The sequence below is a fragment of the Dyadobacter sp. UC 10 genome, assembly GCF_008369915.1.
Taxonomy (GTDB): domain Bacteria; phylum Bacteroidota; class Bacteroidia; order Cytophagales; family Spirosomataceae; genus Dyadobacter.
Map to the genome: position 1 here is coordinate 2,763,470 of NZ_VSRN01000001.1, position 19,503 is coordinate 2,782,972.

The window sequence follows — 19,503 nt, forward strand, 5'->3', positions numbered from 1 at the left end:
ATTTTTACCCGATAGTATGCAGGCATACTATCGTAATTTTCATGGACTTAACATAGCTATATGAACGCATATATTGTAGCGGGATACAGGACCGCAGTGGGAAAAGCTTCCAGGGGCGGCTTCCGCTTCACACGTCCCGACGATCTTGGGGCTACGGTTATCAAACATTTGCTCGAAAAGCTACCTGAGCTGGATCCTACCCAGGTCGACGATGTGATTGTGGGCAATGCGGTACCGGAGGCTGAGCAGGGAATGCAAATGGGGCGCTACGTGGCTCTGCTTGCACTGCCGCAGAATGTTTCAGGAATTACTATAAATAGGTATTGCGGCTCGGGTGTGGAGGCTATCGCGATGGCGGCGGCGAAAATAAATGCCGGCATGGCCGAATGTATCATTGCGGGAGGCACCGAATCCATGTCAATGGTACCTACCATGGGCTGGAAAACGGCACTGAACTATGAGATCGCACACACCAATCCGCAATATTACCTGAGCATGGGGCTGACGGCCGAGCAGGTTGCGAAAGATTTTAATATCAGCCGGGAAAAGCAGGACGAATTTTCTTTCCAATCACATCAGAAAGCATTGCGGGCACAGAAGGAAGGCTGGTTTGCGGATGGAATTGTGCCGGTTACTGTGAAAGAAACTTATTTTGACCAAGCTTCCGGTAAGAAGAAAACCCGCGAATTGGTAGTGAACCAGGATGAAGGCCCGCGTGCTGATACTACGCTGGAGGCTTTGAATAAATTAAAGCCCGTTTTTGCTGCCGGCGGATCGGTTACGGCGGGTAACTCTTCCCAAACTTCCGACGGGGCCGCATTTGTGATGGTCATGTCGGAAAATATGGTAAACAAGCTGAACCTCAAACCAATCGCCCGAATGCTGTCTTATGCCACTGCAGGTGTGGATCCCCGGATTATGGGTATTGGTCCGGTGGCGGCGATCCCTACTGCGCTCAGACAGGCTGGTTTGAAATTACAGGATATTGAGCAAATTGAACTGAACGAAGCATTTGCCGCGCAGTCGCTTGCCGTGATCCAGGAGCTGGATATTAATCCGGAAATTGTAAATCCAAATGGCGGCGCCATCGCGCTGGGCCACGCGCTGGGTTCAACAGGGGCCAGGCTGTCGGTGCAACTATTCAATGAAATGAAGCGGCGGAACCAGAAATATGGTATGGTAACAGCCTGTGTGGGCGGTGGCCAGGGTGTTGCCGGAATTTTCGAAAGACTCAATTAAACCGGCAACTAACTAATTTTATTCTAATCAACGATCTCCGTGGTACGTTTGCCCTCGTTCCACGGAGATTCTTTATTTTTACGCAGCCAACTTGCACGCTTTTTCATGGATGTATCCATTATCATCATTAATTACCGCACGCCACAACTGATCATTAATTGTTTAAATTCTATTCATCAGCACACTTCCGGAGTGACGTTTGAAGTAATAATTGTTGACAATGACCCTGAAAACGGTGGCGGTGACCTGATCCGCGGTACCTATCCTTCTGTCCGCTGGATTGACCTGCCCTCCAATCCGGGCTTTGGAATTGCCAATAATAAGGGAATGGCAATAGCAAAAGGGAAGTATTTCCTGCTGCTCAATGCCGACACGCTGGTCACCGACAATGTGATAGGCCGCTGCTTTGAGCGACTTGAAATCAGGCAGGATATCATCGCCTGCGGGGCACTGCAATATTATCCTGATGGTACGCCAATGCCATTTTACCAAAGTTTCAATGAGTTTCGGAAAACGTTTTTTATACTGCCTCCGGGAGGTACGACGGACAACATACTGAACCGTTTTTATCCGGAACCCCAATATTCGGACCCCGATCAATACGACTGGCTGGTTGGTGCATTCATTTTTCTGAGGCGCGAAGGATTTGAGAAAACGGGCGGGTTCAGTCCGGATTTTTTTATGTACGGGGAGGACGTGGAATGGTCGGGAAGGCTGGGGAAACTGGGGAAGCTATGTTATTTCAAAGATTGTAAATTCATTCACCTCGAAAATAACAATCCGTTCCGGCGGACGAATATTTCCTGGATCAACCGGTTCAGTACGCAAATGCAGGTATCCAATTTCCTTTGGGTGAGGAAGCAATATGGTGTTTTTCAGTATCTTTTACTGATCGCACATTATATTAGTATGGTACCGGTGGTTTTTGGCTGGAAAATTGCATTTAATATCAAAAGCAGCAGAAATCCGCTGATAGAACTAAGAACCCAGCGGATTTATGTCAGAAAAACGGTGGTAATTTTAAAGTATTTCTGGCAGACTTTATTCTTAAAAAAAGGATCGTATAAGATAAAACCGCACGAGAACATCGACCTATTAACCGCCTCTGCATGAATAGCATGAAGAAAAAAATACTGTTTTTCACGCCCTATGCCACAAGGACAGGATCAGAAATGATGCTGTTGTATATTTTAAAAAAAATCGACCGTTCGCGTTTCGACGTAGGTATTGTAAGTTTTGCTAACGGGGAGTTACTGAACGATTTTCCCGAAGATATCCCAAGATTCATAGCCCCTCGAAAGTTCAATGTATTTCAAAAAGTATCCTACCACATTGGTATTAATCCTATTCACAGGTATTTACGAAAGCTCGCGAAAGATTTCAAAGCGGATTTCTGGTATGTGAATACCACCATGATCCCCGAATCTATCGTAATTGCAAAAGAATTTTCCATCCAAGTCGTAACACACTTTCACGAAATGCCGCTGACATACAGCTATCTCAGCGGGCCGGATTTTAAAAGTATTATCGACTATTCACATTTGCTGATCGGCTGCTCGCAGGCTACCTGCGATGCGCTCAGTAACGCAGGCGCTAAAAATATCGGTCTGCTATATTCTTTTATTGACCATAAGCTGGTTAAAAAGGATAACGAGCGAAGCAATCAGCTGAGAAAGGATCTTGGTATTCCGGAAAAAGCATTTGTTTGGGTATTGTCAGGAATGACTTCAGAGCGAAAGGGTTTTGATATGCTCCCGGATATTGCCGATGAGCTCGATGACCCAAATGTCCACCTCATTTGGGTTGGGGCAAAAATTGACGACGGGATGGTTTATTATACCGAACAGAGGTGTGTAAGTAGCAAATCTGCGACCAAAATTCATCTGGTAGGTAAGCAAAAAGAAGATTATTATAACTACCTTAACGTGGGTAACGGGTTCCTCCTCACCTCGAGACAAGACCCTTTTCCTCTTGTGATGATAGAAGCTGCGCTGTTGGGCAAGCCCATTGTTTCATTCCCTTCCGGAGGTGTTTCCGAATTTATTCAGGATGGAATGGGTGTGGTGACCAGTGACCTGAGTGTCAGGCAAATGGTGGACGGAATGCGGTTGATTATGGAAGGGAAAGTGGTTGTTGACAGTACGAAAAGCATTGAGCGGGCTGGTCAATTCAATGTGGAAAACGGGTATAATGAGTGGATCAAATTAATTGACAAAAAGTTTTAGCATGTTCAATTCTACGAACGCATTTCAGTTTCCTGCCAAGTTTCTCTGTCTAGTCTTAGGCCTGTTTGCTGCAATTCAACCCATTTCAGCCCAATCTGATAAAAGTACCTCGGAAGTAGACCCGCAGCGATACCTGGCCCTGATGCTTCTGAACCTCACGGACGCCGATAACCGGGGGCCGGAGCCAGAGCTGATCAGTTCGGGCAGGCAATTCGGCATGAACGCAGTTTACATTACTATTCCCTGGGACAAAGTCTATCACAGTTCTCCAACTGAAACCCCGAAGTGGGCCAAGTACGACGAGCAGATCAAAATTGCCACCGACCTGGGTATGAAGGTGGCGCTCCGCATCCACCTCGGCAGGCATAGCACACGCATTAAAGGTTTTTGGGAGCCTTCTGATAGCCAGTTCAGCCATTCCGACAAACCGCTACTTGGAGGTTATCAGGATACCTTCTTCGGGTTTGATAACCAGGCTATCGTTAATAAAGGGATCGCATTTGTAAAAGAAACCGTCACCAGGTATAAATATCTTCAAACCGGCAACAAGCTGCTGTACGTGTCCGTCACAAATACCCCTACCCAGGAAGGTGAATATCCGGGTGGCCTGATCACGGATGGAAGGGAAGGTTCGGCCGTGTATGATTATTCCAAAACCATGGTAAGCGGTTTTCAGAACTGGCTGAAAGATCATTACAAAAAGATCGAGCGCCTCAATTTCCTCTGGGGCATGAACTACAAGACTTTTAACGATCCTTATCCGCCTTTTACAGCCTGGGATCCGGAAGAATCTTTCAGGCAGCGCGCCGGAAAAGACTGGTACATTTACCGGCACGAGGCGATGAAAAAATATTTCGAGCAAATGATAGGAGCTGTGAAATCGGTTGATCCCGCTATCAAGTTTGTCTCCGACTACGGTTCGGTCTTCGACGCAGCTTCAGTAATGCGCGGGACATTGGGATTCAAGGACTTAAATAAAAAGGCAGATGGTATCAAGATCAACGATAGCCCCAATTACGATCACCGGTGGTCTGTGGATATCGTAAAAAGCAATATGCCTGAAAGCTTTATCACGGCGAATGAACTGTTTGTGAGCTCTTACCTCGACAATAACACGCATTTGAAGCAGATAACGGAAAATTTTGCCCATGGTGCCAATGTAGTGGCAGTAGTAATATCCACCAAAGAACAAATGGCAAGATCCGAGCCGTTTCTACGACCTGCCGCTGCCACCTGGCTTTCACAGCCTTTGCAGCCAATTAAATACACCGAATCTGTGAGTTACCGGCTTTCTGCCGCAGTTGAAAAAAAGGGGGCGATCAGTGTGATATTCGATGAATGGTCTAAGCGTGCTTATGCAAATCCCGCAAGTCCGAAACCTGTACAAGTGAAGCTGGAGGAAGACCTGCTGGCACCGGAATATTGGAACGACGCATCCAATTATATGCCTTACGTTTTTCGACCGGTACCGATGCAGATTATCGCAGTGAACAAGGATTTTACTTACAAACTTCCTATCGACACCTTCTCGGATGTTGACGGCACCATTGTGAAGGTAGAAGTAAGCGGCTTGCCTTCCTGGCTGAGATTCGAAAATGGAAACCTGATCGGCCGGCCGACTGTTTTGGGTGATTATCGTATTACAGTGAAGGGAACCGACGACGAAGGCGGTTCTACCGATGCTTTTTTCACGATCCGCGTAGATACCCGGGAAAATGCAAACAAGCCGCCAACTGTAGATGCCAATTTTTCCAATCAAATGGTAGCGATCGGCAAACCTTTCAGTTTTGCAATTCCTGCCGGAACATTCGAAGATAGTGACGGAGAAATCACCAAAATCGAAGCCGCCGAATTACCTGCCTGGCTGAAATTTACGAATGGAACACTGAGCGGAACGCCTGATAAGCTGGGAGAATACCGGATTATTTTTAAGGCTTACGACGATTTGAATGCATTCGTTGAAACATATTTCACGATACGAGTGGTGGAGCCACAGTTTTTAAATGCGCCTCCTTTCGCAACCACCACACTTCCCGTCAAGTACGCGCAGGTGAATATGCCATTCAACTACATTCTGCCTGCCAATATTTTTGGCGATCCCGATGGTTATATCTCTTCAATCTCTGTCCAAAACAGACCTTCGTGGCTCAATTTTGCACTCAATGTTTTTTCCGGGACGCCGACCGAAGAAGGTGAGTACAGGTTGATTATCAGAGCTTATGATAATGGCGGCGCCTACGTGGAAATTCCACTGATCCTGAAGGTGCAGACACCCGAGCTGCGGTTCGAGCTTGTGGCGGGTGGCAGTAAAGTTGATCAGCGGGTAATCCGCAAGCTTGCAGGCGATGATGTGGTGGCTTACGACTCACTTCCGCCGCTTTTGAACATTTATGCTTACGGAAATTTTGAGTACGACCGCGTGACCTTTGAGCTCGACGGACCCTATAAACGAACCTCTACGACTGCTGTATTTCCGTATGCATTGTATGAAAATGCCCAGGGCTTTGCGCCTTATGTGGGCAGGTATACATTGACGGTAACCGCCGCCGAGGAAGATTCGGCAATCGTTACCAATTCTATTCAGTTCAGTATTTCATACGGAGATTCGGTTAATATTACCAAAAACATGCTGGAATGGGCATTTTACCCTAACCCTACAGAAAACGTCATCAATATAAAACTTCCTGAAAACCAGACCGGCGAAGAAATGCAGTATGAACTTGTGATGATTTCTGGAAAGCGGATACCTCTTCCTGCAAGCCTGGTGAGTGTTTCCGATAATCTGGCCAATATCGATCTCTCAGAAGCCGGTCTTTCTTCGGGTATTTACTTTGTCAGGATCAGCAACAGTGCCGGTGAGCTGCTGAAACAATTCAGGATCTTCAAAAAGTAACATTCCTTAAAGCACCACATAATTAGCATTATTTCGGAGGGCAGTATGCAGGCATAATATAATTATGATTTATATTTGGGCCTATTTAATGGTATGCTTGCATACTATTATTGCACATCGTTCTATAATTCTATAAATGATATGGCTGTTGCAGAAGAAAGAAAAATGTCGAGCCGGGGCTCCACCCGGGGCGGAGAATTTTTAATTAAGGAAACCCTGGCTTCCCAAATATTTGTTCCTGAGGAATTTAATGAAGAGCAGCAGATGATCGCAGCTACCTGCCGCGATTTTCTTGCCAAAGAAATCTGGCCGCGGCTTGACGAAATCGACCAGGCGAAAAGTCCCGAACTGATCGCGGGCCTCATGGACAAGGCGGGTGAACTGGGATTGCTGGGTACAGCTGTTCCGGAGGAGTATGGCGGTTTTGGGATGAATTTCAATACTTCCATGCTGGTAGCTGAGGCCACTGGCGCAGGTAACTCATTTTCCGTTGCGCTCTCCGCACACACAGGGATCGGTACGCTGCCGATTTTGTATTATGGCAATGAAGATCAAAAATCAAAGTATCTTCCTAAGCTGGCTTCGGGCGAATGGAAAGCGGCTTACTGCCTCACCGAACCAGATTCCGGGTCAGATGCAAATTCCGGCAAAACCAGGGCAAAGCTTTCAGATGATGGAAAACAATATATCGTGAATGGCCAGAAAATGTGGATTACGAATGGTGGCTTTGCCGATGTATTCATTGTTTTTGCCAAAATAGAAGAAAACGGGCAGGCCGATAAAAACCTGACCGCATTCATCATAGATAAGTCATCCGGTGGAATTACGATGAACGAGCCGGAGCACAAAATGGGCATCAAAGGATCTGACACACGCCAGATCTTCTTCAACGATTGTGAGGTACCCGTTGAAAATATGCTCTCAGAGAGAGGAAACGGGTTCAAGATCGCGGTAAACATCCTGAATATCGGTCGCATCAAACTCGCGGCTGCCGCACTGGGAGGCGCCAAGAAAGTAGCAGAACAGGCGATTAATTACGCAAATGAGCGCAAGCAATTTGGTACGGCAATAGCAAATTTCGGCGCTATCAAGCATAAAATTGCTGAAATGGCGGTCGGCATGTATGCGACGGAATCGGCTGCATACCGCGTTGGCCAGAATATCGATGACCTGATCACCGCTTTTCAGGCGAAAGGAATGTCAGATTCCGAGGCGAAATTGAAAGCACTGGAAGAACTTGCGATCGAATGCGCGATTATGAAAGTGCACGGGTCGGAAGTACTGGATTTTGTGGTAGACGAAGGTGTGCAGATTTACGGCGGAATGGGTTTTTCTGCCGATGCACCCATGGATAGGGCATACCGCGATAGTCGGATCAACCGCATTTTCGAGGGGACCAACGAGATCAACAGAATGCTCGTGGTCGATATGCTTTTGAAGCGGGCAATGAAAGGCCAACTCGACCTGATGGGCCCGGCAGCGGCGGTAGGAAAAGAAATAATGTCTATTCCTGATTTTGGCGCAGAAGAAGAGGATACCCTTTTCGCAAAGGAGAAAAAAGTAATCAGGAACCTCAAAAAGGCGGTATTAATGGTGGCCGGGGCTGCGGTGCAGAAGTTCATGATGAAGCTTTCCGAGGAGCAGGAGATCATTATGAGCCTGGCGGATATGGTGATCGAGATTTATGTAGCCGAGTCAGTTTTGCTGCGCGTTGAAAAAAGCATCGGGATGCTGGGCGCGGAACGGAATGCATTGCAGCAGGATATGGCACTGATTTATCTGAACCGCGCAGTAGAAAAAGTCAATTCAGCTGGCCGCGCGGCGATCACGAGTTTCGCGGAAAGCGACGAGCTGAGTGTCATGCTCATGGGCTTGAAGCGCTTTACGAAGATTGAACCCGTCAACCTGAAAAATGCCCGGCGCCGGGTCGCAGACGAACTGATAGCAAAGAATACTTATATATTTTGATCATTAAAGATTAGGGTAAAGGCATCGACTCAGGTAATTAAAAACCAGCAAATTAGAAGGCCGGATCTGAAAAGGTCAGGCCTTTTTGCTGCCTGAAATGGTTTTTTATTATTATTCAAAATACGCAACTTTGGGAAACCAATTTCCGCGTTTTTCTCGTTAGATCTTTGGTTTCGAATGAACACTTAAGCTAAATACGTTGGATTCTCTTCAAGCTGCTGAAAAGCCATTTTTCACAACTCTGCAGACGGTGGATCTGCGTGCGACAGGTCAATTTCCCGCATTACTGCTGGATTATCTTGATCAAAAACCTTCACTATCAGAGTTTTACAGCGCGTTTCCGACTCTTGAAAACGCGAACGAGGTTATAACAGCAAAACGTGCATTCGATACTGAAAAGAGAAAGACACTTGTAAATGTTCTCAACAGTCAATATGTCGGGCTTTCCGATCTGCCTGATTTCTCATTGTTGCTGGATAACAAAACCTTTACCGTTACAACCGGTCACCAGCTTAATATTTTCTCCGGCCCGCTCTATATCATCTATAAGATCGTTACGACGATCAAACTGGCCCGTGCCTTGAAAGGGGCTTATCCGGAATACAACTTTGTGCCGGTATATTGGATGGCTACGGAAGACCATGATTTCGAAGAAATTGCTTCGGTTCATTTATTTGGGCAAACACACAAATGGACGGGCGACCATAAAGGCGCAGTGGGCAGGCTGAATCCTAAGGAGCTGGAAAGCATATTGAAACAACTTCCCGGCAAGCCGGATCTTTTTGCCAGGGCGTATCTCGAAAGTGGCACGCTCGCCGACGCCGTTCGATGTTATATGCACGAGTTATTCGGGCAATACGGCCTCGTCACAATCGATGCGGATCATGCGGATTTAAAACGCTCCTTCCTTCCCGTCATTAAAGAAGAACTTTCCAATAACATTTCCGGCAAGCTGGTTAGTGAAACCACTTCCAGGCTTAATGCGCTGGGTTACCACACCCCGTTAAATGCACGGGAAATCAATTTGTTTTACCTTGACGAAAACCTTCGCGAGCGAATCGTGAAGGAAGATATCACCTATAAAGTACTGAATACTGGGCTATCGTTTTCAGAAACTGAAATTTTAAATCTGGCGGAAAATAAGCCTGAGCTTTTCAGTCCGAACGTGATACTGAGACCGCTTTATGAGGAAATGATCCTCCCTAATCTTGCGTATATAGGCGGACCGTCAGAAGTACCTTACTGGATGCAGCTGAAAGGTGTTTTTGATCATTTCGGGGTTCCTTTTCCGATGTTGATACCAAGAAATTTTGCACTTTACATCACCGGGCACCAGTGTAAAAAGGTTAAAAAGTTGAATATAAGCTACGAAGATCTGTTTTTGGATGAAGTAGCATTACGCAAGACTTTCATAGAAAGAAATACCCAGCACATTCTGGATCTCGACGATCAGAAGGAGGACTTCAATAAGATTTTTGAAACAATACTGGAAAAAGCAATCGCCGTGGACCAAACCATGTTTGGGGCGGTGAAGGCCGAGCAAACCAGGTTGCTGCATTCGCTTAAACAATTGGAGAAAAGGATTGTGCGGGCCGAGGAGCGCAATCATCAATCAGAAATAGAACAATTGCTGGCGCTTAAAAACAAACTGTTCCCGAACGGAATCGCCCAGGAACGGTATGACAATCTGCTGAGTTTTTATACGAGCGATCCCGAATTTATCTCAAAACTATTTCAGGCTTTTGATCCGCTTGATTTTAGTTACAACGTGATCTTGGAGGAATAACCAGTCGCTAGTCTTTCAGCCTCACATCTCCGTAACGCGAGTTTACAGTGATTTTTGTTCCCGAGCCAGCGCCTATCTTTCCCTGATATTGCCTGGGTTTGTAAGATTTGTTGTCCTTCGCGGGCTGCATCGAGAAATTGACATTATTGGTCGGATAGGTGAAATTTCCGTAAGAGACAGTCACATTAAACTGGTTAGCCTCCGCAGGAAGCACTATCGAAGAGTACGCTGCCTGAATATCAACATTTTGTGCCGAATTTGTCAGCTCATCGATTTTGAAGCTACCCGAGTAGTTCAGCTTGATCTTTCCAGTTCCTCTGATCGTTCCGATATTCGCGCCCGAATAGTCAATATTTGCATCAAGGTTGATCACATCGCCAATACGTAAATCGCCCGACTTGTTAATTAACAGTATTTTTTTTCCGTGATCGAGGCTGAGCTTTGAGTATTCAAATTCCAGTTTTCCTCCATCCATTGTCCCGATTTTCGCGCTGCCATACTTTACATCAATCACATTATCAGCGTTTTCCAGGAAATTGGCTACGAAGTTTCCATGTCTGGAATCAACGGTGAGCGGTGCGTGGAAAAAAGGAATTTCAGTATCACCAAATTCATTTCGGACAACGAGCGCATTCTCTTTCGGCATGTAAACCGTGTAATTGATCTGGACGAAATTCTTTTCGCCTTTGCGGTTGTTCCAGCCATTGTTGGCAAACTGGCCGCGATCGATGTGTGTGGTCAGTGCGATCTCATCTTTGATTCGCTTTTCTTCAATGTTAACGGCGCTCAGATACTGCGATGCCCTACTGTCTGAAGGTGCGTTGGCGGTAATTACAATCTCTACTTTGATTTCTCCCTTATCCCACAAATTGACTTTTACCTGACCAAATTGATTGTCTACAATGAGCAGATCGCTCTTTTTTACATCGAAAACTTTAATAATATTTCTCCGTTTTTCGATAAGTCCTCCCTGTTCCGGATCGTTGGGGCCTGCACTGAGGAAATGCGGCAGGATCAATGCTATATTAAATAACAGGAGCACTGTTATTATCTTTTTCGTTATCATTTTTGACTTTATTAATGCGTTGCAAAATGTCTAATTGTTGGTTGAGAAGGTCAACCTGCCATTGTAGGTTCTGGATCATCGCTTCCAGCAACGCTTCCTGGTTGGGCGCGTTGGACAGATTGGATCTGAGAGTTTTGTAGTTTACCTCAAGACTTTCCAGGTCGGCCGCAAAATCCTTGTACAATTCAGGATTATTCCGTGCGAGCTTGATGATCTCCTCCCGTTTCTGATCTATTGCAACATTGTATTGATTGAGCTCGCGGGCATAAGTCGGCACTTTTATTGCCACGCGCGGATCGCGGGTAATGCCGTATTCGTTATTCAAATACACCATAAAGCCGATTCCGAGCGCGAGGAAGACACCGGCGGCGATTCGCCAGTCGAAATACGGATTAGTCAGCCGCCTGATTTTTTTTTTGGATTTTTCCGGAACTATCGGAATCTCATTATGAAGTTGACTTTCGATTTGGCTCCATAAAGAATCCTGCGGTAAGAAAGTATCAAATCCATCCCTGTTATCTCTCACAAACCGCTCCAATCGATCCTTTTTATCTGAAGAATTTTTCATAGATTCATTAATGTGTCATGGGTAAATAATTTTTTCAAATCCGTTTATTTTTTTGGTTGAAAGTTTAATTGTCACTAGAAGTCATTAATTGTCACTTGTGGTAATTTATTGTCATTTCTTGTCGCGCTAGTTTACGGTTATATGTCCTATCACATAAGACAATCAGTGACTATCAATGACAACCAATGACCACACTGATCACCCTAACTACCTGACCAACATCTCCGTCAGCTTCCGTTTCGCTCGCATATATTGCGTTCGCGAGGTTGTTTCGCTAATTCCCAGTACTTCGCCTATTTCTTCGTGGTCATAACCTTCGAACAGATACAGGCTTAACACGACTCTGTAACCGTCGGGAAGTTTCTGGACCATGTTCCTTACCCTTTCTACTTCCAGCGTGGTCTGGCTCTCGTCGAGCCCGAAGGAATCCTCGTTTCTGTCGCTGTGTTCCAGTGTTTCCTGAAACTCGTCGATCTCCACCCATTTCACTTTCCGGCTGCGTAAATGGTTGATCGCCTTGTTCACCACGATCTGTTTCAGCCAGGCCCCGAACGTCGACTGCTGCCTGAACTGGTGCAGGTTTGTAAATGCATCTACAAAAGCCTCCTGCAAAGCATCTTCCGCCTCCCCCATATGGTTTAATATCCGCATGCAAATGTTGAACATGGCTTTGGAATAAGACTTGTATAACTCGTACTGCGCTTTTCGCTCACCGAGTTTACAACGTTCCACCAGTTCGACATGCCGGTCTGGGTATATTTGTGTTTTCAAGCAGAAGGTTTAATTTTTGAACGTTCTGTGGTAAAGACAGTAGCGCTCGATGCATGTTGCACGGCGCATTATAATTTTTTCAAAAAATTCAGATTTGAACAATGATAAACGCCCGATTGTTCTTATGCAGATGGAGTTCTGTTATCTTTGGCTGTTTGCTGCAATCTACCGAAATCATAAATGAAAACGTTTAATATCCCTGATTTTTACAGGAGCCGGATTATTACCCCGATTAAGGAGTTTCGCCGTAAAAATGATAAGCTGAAACGGGACTATTCGCCTACATTGCTAGATTTTGGCCCGGTACAATTTCTGATTGCCAGGCATTTTGGTTTTTGTTATGGGGTAGAAAACGCGATTGATATTGCCTACAAAGCGATTGCCGAAAACCCTGAGAAACGGATTTTCCTGTTAAGCGAAATGATCCACAATCCCGACGTGAACAGAGATCTGCTCGATCGCGGCGTTCAGTTTATTATGGATACAAAAGGCAACCAGCTGATCGCGTGGGAAACATTGACGACCGAAGATATTGTGATAGTCCCAGCCTTTGGAACTACCGTAGAAAATCAGCAGAAATTGGCTGAACTCGGCATTAACTCATATGTGTACGACACGACTTGTCCGTTTGTAGAAAAGGTATGGAACCGCGCTGCGCAGATCGGAGAGAAGGATTACACGATCGTCGTGCACGGAAAACCGAAACATGAAGAGACCCGGGCTACATTTTCGCACAGTAAGGAAAATGCGCCGACGGTTGTGGTAGAGAATATGGCGCAAGCCGAGCGGCTGGCGGAGTATATGACAGGGTCCAGGCCAACTGAGCAGTTTTATACGGATTTTGAAGGTCAATATTCAGAAGGATTTGATCCGGCTAAGGACCTGCAACGCATTGGCGTAGTGAACCAGACCACCATGCTGGCCTCGGACACGCAGGGGATTTCAGATTACCTGAAAAACATGATGATCCGACATTACAACCTGCTTCCGGATCAAGTGGAGGCGCATTTTGCCAATACCCGCGATACACTTTGTTATGCTACCAATGATAATCAGGATGCTACCTATGCGTTGTTGACGCGGGAGGCGGATCTGGTAATCGTGGCGGGAGGTTATAACAGCTCCAATACCTCACATCTGGTCGAGCTTTGCGAGCAGAAATTGTCTACCTATTTTATCGAATCGGTGAATAAGCTGCTGGACCGCCAGCTGATCAGGCATTTTGATATGCATTTAAAAGAAGAGATCGTTTCTGAAAATTACATTCCGGAAAAAGCGCCGGTAAAGATCATGCTGACTTGCGGCGCATCCTGTCCTGACGCGGTTGTAGAGGCGATTTTGCTCCGGTTATTATCGTTTTTTGAAGGTGCCAAACCAATTGAGGAAGTGATGGAAGCGTTTTAAAGCCGGTTGTAGAAAATTTGAGACCTTTAAATCATTTAGAATTCAATGTTCCGGGTGATTCGGTGATATAAGTTAAATTAGACGGATGATTTTTACCACAAAAAATCATCCGTTTTTTATATGTCGTTATGAAAAAACCTTCTCTGCTTTCCCTCGTTTACCTGTTCTTTTTCAGCTGGTTATTCAATAGTTGCTCGTCTTTGAACGAAGTCAGGATTGCCGGCACCAATTTCGCGGATGAAATCAGTTTGTCGCAAAATCTTGTATTTACTTTTAATAAAGACCTGGTTGCCCTGGGGGACCTGAATGACTGGGATTCAACGCAGTACATTCAGTTCGAGCCTGCTGTAAAAGGCAAGTTCAAATGGACAGCGCCAAATGAACTGATTTTTTCTCCCGTTGCGGGGTTCGAACCCGCTACGTCCTACAAAGCGAATCTTACAAACCTGCTCACCAAAAAAGTAGAAGCCGAGAAAAAGTATGATATTTCCAAAGATCCGCTGGATTTCCACACACCTTTCCTGCAACTGGCGGGAACAGAAGCCTGGTGGACTATTTCGCAGGAAAGCGGCAGGCAGGAAGCAAGGCTCAAATTGCTGTTTAACTACCCGGTTAACAGGCAGGAAGTAGCAGAAAAGCTGAAAATCACCATTGCCGATCAAGCCGCAGCATTTAAAATACTTCCTTCTCCCGACGAAAAGCAGGTAATAATCGCATTAACCAATGCCGGAAAGGCGGATAATAATGACACGCCGGTAAAACTCATCATCGGGCCGGGTTTGAAAATACCGAATACCAAGTACGCTTCCAATGCGGAAATCTCCAGCAACGCGAGTTTGCCTTCGCCACTTCATTTACGAGTAATTGACATTCAAACCGGTTTCGAAAACAATGCGGGCTATGCAAGAGTGATCACCTCGCAGGAGCTTGACAAGGAGAGCATTGCCAAAGGTTTCAGCATTAATCCGGATACTGTTTCCCAAATGGAGCCGACGCAGAATGGGTTCATCATCCGCGCTGATTTTAATGAAACGGAAACATATTCGTTACTGCTTAATAAAAGCCTGAAAGGCATGCTCGGGCAGGCGCTGGAAGAGGAAACTTCGAAGGACCTGTTTTTTGGAAAACTGCCGCCTGCTATTTCATTTACCAACAAAAAAGCTGTTTACCTTCCCGGAAAAGGCTCCCGGAACATTGGCGTTCAGATCGTGAACATTCCCGAAGTACAGGTAAGAATATCGAAATTATATTCCAATAATATCCTGAGCTACATCCGCCAAAATCGCTGGAACGATTACGGTTATGTGGGCGATGAATGGCAGCAAACAGGTACTTTTCAATATAGCGACGATTGGGAAAGTGGCATGAGCGACGTGCTGGTTTTCAAGAATGTAGAAACGGAAAATTTACCCAAAAGCAAGGGATTATCTGCCCTTAATATCGCATTACCCGACGAAAACAAGCGGCAGGGCGTATATCTGGTGACGGTTCGATCTACGAATGAAGCCTATTTAAGCGCTACCAAACTGATTTCGATCTCTGATATTGGATTAATAGCCAAGCAGGGGAAAGATGAACTATGGGTTTTTGCTAATTCGATCCAGACCAACGACCCTATTTCCGATCTGGAAATCACATTGATCAGCTCTAATAATCAGGTGATTCACACCCTTACTACCGACGGAAAGGGAGTTGCACATATTGATAAACTGGAAGAAAAAGCACCAGGCTTCAAGGCGGCGATGATTACGGCTAGCAACGACAAAGATTTCAATTACCTCGTTTTAAATGACACCAAAGTAGAAACTTCGCGATTTGAAGTGGAAGGTGCACGAGATAATGCATCTGGCTTTCAGGCTTTTACTTATGGACAAAGGGATATTTATCGGCCAGGTGAAACAATGTATTTCAATACGGTGCTGAGAAGTCAGTCCTGGCAGACTGCCGCGAAGGTTCCGCTGAAAATGAGAATGTTAACTCCAAATGGCCGCGAATACCGGAACTGGCGTAAAACGACCAATGAACAGGGCGCAGTTGAAACAGAAGTGGAAATCGACCGTGCCGCCTTGACGGGCAACTATGTGCTGGATGTATATAATGCGAATGATGTGCTGCTCGGATCGCATTCGATCAGTGTGGAGGAATTTATGCCCGATCGGATCAAGGTGGATCTGAGTGGTGCCAACACGGACTATATGTCCGGCGGGACTGTTTCGCTCACGGCGACTGCTGTCAATCTGTTTGGCCCGCCCGCAGCCAACCGTACTTACGAAATGGAGTCTCAGCTTACGCGAAAGGGGTTTTTTGCAAAAGGGTTTTCTGAATACACTTTCGATATTCCTGCTGAAACTTCCTTTGCGAAAGAAACCCGGCAGGGCGTTACCAATGAAAACGGGCAGGCAAAAGAGAACTTCGTGCTGGGCGGCGGGCTGAAAGATATCGGCGTGCTGGAAGGGAAAATTTATGTGACGGTTTTTGATGAAAATGGACGGCCAGTCAATCGGTTGCAGCGGTTTGATGTATTCACGCAGCCTGTATTCTATGGAATCCGCTTGCCGGACACTTATGTAGGCACAAATGCGCCGGTACCTATCGATATCATCGGACTGAACCGCAAAGGTCAGTTACAAAGCGGTGCAACTTCTTCTGTGGAAGTGGTTCGTATTGAATATCAGACTGTTGTGGAGAAAAAATATGAGCGGCTGCAATATACTTCCCGCAAAAAGGAGAAAGTGGTGTACTCAAAAACAGTGGGTTTACCCACCGGCAAAGGCACATTCAGCTATGCTCCTACCGTTTCAGGGGAATATGAAGTGCGGGTGAAAAGGCCGGGAGCGGCACATTATACAGTCGCCAAATTTTACGCTTATGGATACGGTAATACGCAATATTCATCCTTCGAGGTAAGTAATGAAGGCAGGGTTTTGATGGAAACCGACAAGGAAACTTACAAAACCGGCGACGCGGCGAAGATTTTGTTCAAAACGCCATTTGACGGAAGATTGCTTGTGACAGTGGAGCGGAACAATGTACTTGAACAGCATATCCTGACCACTGATAAAAAGGCAGCCGAGCTGACGCTGAAAATTAAGGAGGAGCATTTACCCAATGTGTTCGTCACCGCGACGCTGATCCGGAAAATGGACAATTCGGATATGCCGCTCACGGTTGCGCATGGGTTTTCGCCCATCATAGTAGAGGATACAGATCGAAAATTGCCGGTTACAATCTCTGTCGCCGAACAGTCCCGATCCAAAACGAGACAAAAGATCAAAGTAAAAACAAAGCCCAATACACAGGTAACCTTGTCGGTGGTGGACGAAGGTATTTTGCAAATCAAAAATTTCAAAACGCCTGACATTTACGGCCACTTTTACCAAAAAAGGGCATTGGAAGTGACCAGTCACGATTTGTACGCACAGCTATTCCCTGAATTGACCCTGAATGCAAAGTCGAGTTTTGGCGGTGACGGTTTTGAGTTGGAAAGAAGGATCAACCCGCTGAGTAACGGCAGGAAAGAGCTTGTTTCCTTCTGGAGTAAAATACTCACCACGAATGGCAGTGGCGAGGCGACTTTTGACATTAACATTCCGCAATTCAGCGGCGACCTGCGTATCATGGCAGTGGCCTATAAAGACAACGCTTTTGGGTCGGCGAGTAAAAATATGAAAGTAGCGGATCCGGTGGTGATCAGCGCCGCGGTGCCCCGTTTTCTCAGCCCGGGAGACGAATTGATTTTGCCCGTTAATATTAGTAATACGAGCAAAAACGCGGCAAATGCTTCTGTTTCGTTGCAACTGCAGGGGCCGGTAGCTGCCAGCGGCCAAGCTTCTCAAACCATACCTATTGCCGCAGGCAAGGAAAACAGGGTTACGTTTTCTATAAAAGCTGCGCAGGCGATCGGGCTGGCGAAAGTTGTTGTGAAGGTCAATGCTTTTGGGGAAACATTTGTAAATGAAACCGAAGTGTCGGTCAGGCCGGCTTCTCCGCTCTTGAAAACGAGTACATCCGGGACAATTACTGCCAACAGCCAGGGAGTTATCGATCTCAGCACATCCTTCATTCCGGCAACCAGTCGCAGTCAGATTGTACTCAGCCGCTCCCCGCTCGTGCAGGGAGGCGGAAAGGCACTTTCCACGTTACTGGGATATCCTTATGGCTGTTTGGAACAAACCATTTCAAAAGCATTTCCCCAGATCTATTTCTCTGATCTCACGAAAGCAATGGCAGTGCCCGTGTACACGGTGCGAAACGGAGAAAGCGACCTGAACCCGATGACCAATATTCAGCTGGCGATCAGGAAAATCGAGGCGCAACAGCTTTATAATGGCGGAATGGGAATGTGGCCGGGTGCTACGCAAGAAGATTGGTGGGCCACAGCTTATGCCGTGCATTTTCTGGAAGAAGCCCGGAGAGCTGGTTTTGAGGTGAATGTCAAAACAATCAGCCGCGCGCTTGATTACCTTAAATTGCAATCCGGGACAAGCGCTACGAAAGAAGCAGTAATTGCTTCCACCGGAAATGGACTTGATTATCAGCCGACTGGCACACAAACACGCAAACTGGTGGCAAAAAGGGAGGCGATTTATTCCCTGTATGTGCTGGCTTTGAACGGGAATCCCAATCGTGCAGCGATGAATTATTATAAACAGAATGCACAGTTACTGACAACAGATTCGAGGTATTTACTGGCAGCGGCCTTCCAGCTTGCAGGAGATGCGCGCAGTTTTTCAGCTCTTTTACCAAAAAAATATACTGCTGATCATGCGGCTCAATATCAGGATGATAGCTATTCATCCCCGCTCCGGAATATGTCACTTGTGCTGAATACATTACTGGAATCCGACCCGGGCAATTTGCAGATACCGGCACTGGGCAGGCAGCTTTCGCAGGCTATTCAATCAGCATCTTACCTCAATACCCAGGAAGCTGCTTTTGCGGTTTTGGCGCTTGGCAAGTTGGCTAAAAAGACTTCCGGCTCGACGGTTACCGCCACAGTTTCGGCAGGAGGGAAGGAGCTGGCTGCATTTAATGGTAAAGAGGTGAAAATTTCAAAAGGAATAGCGGGGAAAAAAGTGAGTGTGAAAACGCAGGGGAAAGGCGACTTGTACTGGTTTGCACAAACGGAAGGAATGTCCGCTACCGGCACGTACACGGAAGAAGATCAGGGATTGAGTATTCGGAGGCAGTTCCTGACCCGAGACGGTGCGCCTGTTCAGGCGTTTCGTCAAAATGATCTGGTTGTTGTGAAATTAACCCTGACAAGCACGAACGGACTTCCTGTTGAAAACGTGGTGGTGACAGACCTGCTGCCCGCCGGTTTTGAAATAGAAAATCCCCGCATTACCGAGCCGCGTGATATGCCTTGGATCAGGAATTCGGCGGTTCCGGAATATTATGATATCCGGGACGATAGGATCCATTTTTTCACAAGCGCCGAAAGGCAGGCCAAAACCTTCTATTATCAGGTCAGGATTGTCTCAAAAGGCGACTTTATAGTGGGCCCGGCTGCTGCGGATGCGATGTACCGCGGTGAATACAGAAGCTATTCCGGTGGTGGTAAAATTAAGGTTGAGTAATTTT

At 46.3% G+C, this 19,503-nt stretch carries 11 protein-coding genes; 8 read left to right on the forward strand and 3 right to left on the reverse strand.

The window, feature by feature from the left end; genetic code table 11:
* The first annotated feature begins 60 nt into the window (after window positions 1-60).
* From FXO21_RS11465 to bshC, 6 genes are all read left to right on the forward strand, one after another.
* Window positions 61-1,239 (forward strand): acetyl-CoA C-acyltransferase, encoded by a 1,179-nt coding sequence (locus FXO21_RS11465; RefSeq protein WP_149640196.1) that lies wholly within the window; start codon window positions 61-63, stop codon window positions 1,237-1,239.
* 105 nt (window positions 1,240-1,344) lie between these two features.
* Window positions 1,345-2,352: a glycosyltransferase family 2 protein gene (locus FXO21_RS11470; protein WP_149640197.1), complete on the forward strand. Its 1,008-nt coding sequence runs from the start codon at window positions 1,345-1,347 to the stop codon at window positions 2,350-2,352.
* 5 nt (window positions 2,353-2,357) lie between these two features.
* Window positions 2,358-3,464 (forward strand): glycosyltransferase, encoded by a 1,107-nt coding sequence (locus FXO21_RS11475; protein WP_225865654.1) that lies wholly within the window; start codon window positions 2,358-2,360, stop codon window positions 3,462-3,464.
* A gap of 1 nt (window position 3,465) precedes the next feature.
* A complete protein-coding gene (locus FXO21_RS11480) occupies window positions 3,466-6,357 on the forward strand; it encodes a putative Ig domain-containing protein (protein ID WP_149640199.1) in 2,892 nt (963 codons plus the stop codon).
* 141 nt (window positions 6,358-6,498) lie between these two features.
* The gene (locus FXO21_RS11485) at window positions 6,499-8,325 is read left to right on the forward strand and encodes an acyl-CoA dehydrogenase family protein (RefSeq protein WP_149640200.1); all 1,827 of its coding nucleotides are present in this window, start codon (window positions 6,499-6,501) and stop codon (window positions 8,323-8,325) included.
* Window positions 8,326-8,524: 199 nt separating this feature from the next.
* Window positions 8,525-10,111 (forward strand): bacillithiol biosynthesis cysteine-adding enzyme BshC, encoded by a 1,587-nt coding sequence (bshC, locus tag FXO21_RS11490; protein WP_149640201.1) that lies wholly within the window; start codon window positions 8,525-8,527, stop codon window positions 10,109-10,111.
* A 7-nt stretch (window positions 10,112-10,118) separates the two neighbouring features.
* On the opposite strand, the gene FXO21_RS11495 is transcribed toward bshC, so the two are convergent.
* The 3 genes from FXO21_RS11495 to FXO21_RS11505 all read right to left on the reverse strand — a co-directional run bounded on the left by FXO21_RS11495 (window position 10,119) and on the right by FXO21_RS11505 (window position 12,516).
* Window positions 10,119-11,177, reverse strand: a complete 1,059-nt coding sequence (locus FXO21_RS11495) for a hypothetical protein (protein ID WP_225865655.1) — start codon at window positions 11,175-11,177, stop codon at window positions 10,119-10,121.
* On the reverse strand, window positions 11,137-11,745 hold the full coding sequence (locus tag FXO21_RS11500) for a hypothetical protein (protein ID WP_149640202.1): 609 nt from the start codon (window positions 11,743-11,745) through the stop codon (window positions 11,137-11,139). The genes FXO21_RS11495 and FXO21_RS11500 overlap by 41 nt, the downstream gene beginning before the upstream one ends.
* Window positions 11,746-11,952: 207 nt before the next feature.
* Window positions 11,953-12,516 (reverse strand): RNA polymerase sigma factor, encoded by a 564-nt coding sequence (locus tag FXO21_RS11505; RefSeq protein WP_149640203.1) that lies wholly within the window; start codon window positions 12,514-12,516, stop codon window positions 11,953-11,955.
* 180 nt (window positions 12,517-12,696) lie between these two features.
* Here FXO21_RS11505 and FXO21_RS11510 point away from each other — a divergent pair, with 180 nt between their 5' ends.
* Window positions 12,697-13,920 carry a 4-hydroxy-3-methylbut-2-enyl diphosphate reductase gene (locus FXO21_RS11510; protein WP_149640204.1) on the forward strand — a complete coding sequence of 408 codons (1,224 nt, stop codon included), beginning with the start codon at window positions 12,697-12,699 and terminating at the stop codon, window positions 13,918-13,920.
* Window positions 13,921-14,048: 128 nt separating this feature from the next.
* Window positions 14,049-19,499, forward strand: coding sequence for an alpha-2-macroglobulin family protein (locus FXO21_RS11515; RefSeq protein WP_149640205.1), 5,451 nt, complete (start codon window positions 14,049-14,051; stop codon window positions 19,497-19,499).
* Window positions 19,500-19,503 lie beyond the last annotated feature (4 nt).

What these genes read in the sequence shown, in the direction of transcription:
- FXO21_RS11465 (WP_149640196.1), top strand. Translation starts at nt 61, where the DNA reads ATGAACGCATATATTGTAGCGGGATACAGGACCGCAGTGGGAAAAGCT.
- FXO21_RS11470 (WP_149640197.1), top strand. Translation starts at nt 1,345, where the DNA reads ATGGATGTATCCATTATCATCATTAATTACCGCACGCCACAACTGATC.
- FXO21_RS11475 (WP_225865654.1), top strand. Translation starts at nt 2,358, where the DNA reads ATGAAGAAAAAAATACTGTTTTTCACGCCCTATGCCACAAGGACAGGA.
- FXO21_RS11480 (WP_149640199.1), top strand. Translation starts at nt 3,466, where the DNA reads ATGTTCAATTCTACGAACGCATTTCAGTTTCCTGCCAAGTTTCTCTGT.
- FXO21_RS11485 (WP_149640200.1), top strand. Translation starts at nt 6,499, where the DNA reads ATGGCTGTTGCAGAAGAAAGAAAAATGTCGAGCCGGGGCTCCACCCGG.
- FXO21_RS11495 (WP_225865655.1), bottom strand. Translation starts at nt 11,177, where the DNA reads ATGATAACGAAAAAGATAATAACAGTGCTCCTGTTATTTAATATAGCA.
- FXO21_RS11500 (WP_149640202.1), bottom strand. Translation starts at nt 11,745, where the DNA reads ATGAAAAATTCTTCAGATAAAAAGGATCGATTGGAGCGGTTTGTGAGA.
- FXO21_RS11510 (WP_149640204.1), top strand. Translation starts at nt 12,697, where the DNA reads ATGAAAACGTTTAATATCCCTGATTTTTACAGGAGCCGGATTATTACC.
- FXO21_RS11515 (WP_149640205.1), top strand. Translation starts at nt 14,049, where the DNA reads ATGAAAAAACCTTCTCTGCTTTCCCTCGTTTACCTGTTCTTTTTCAGC.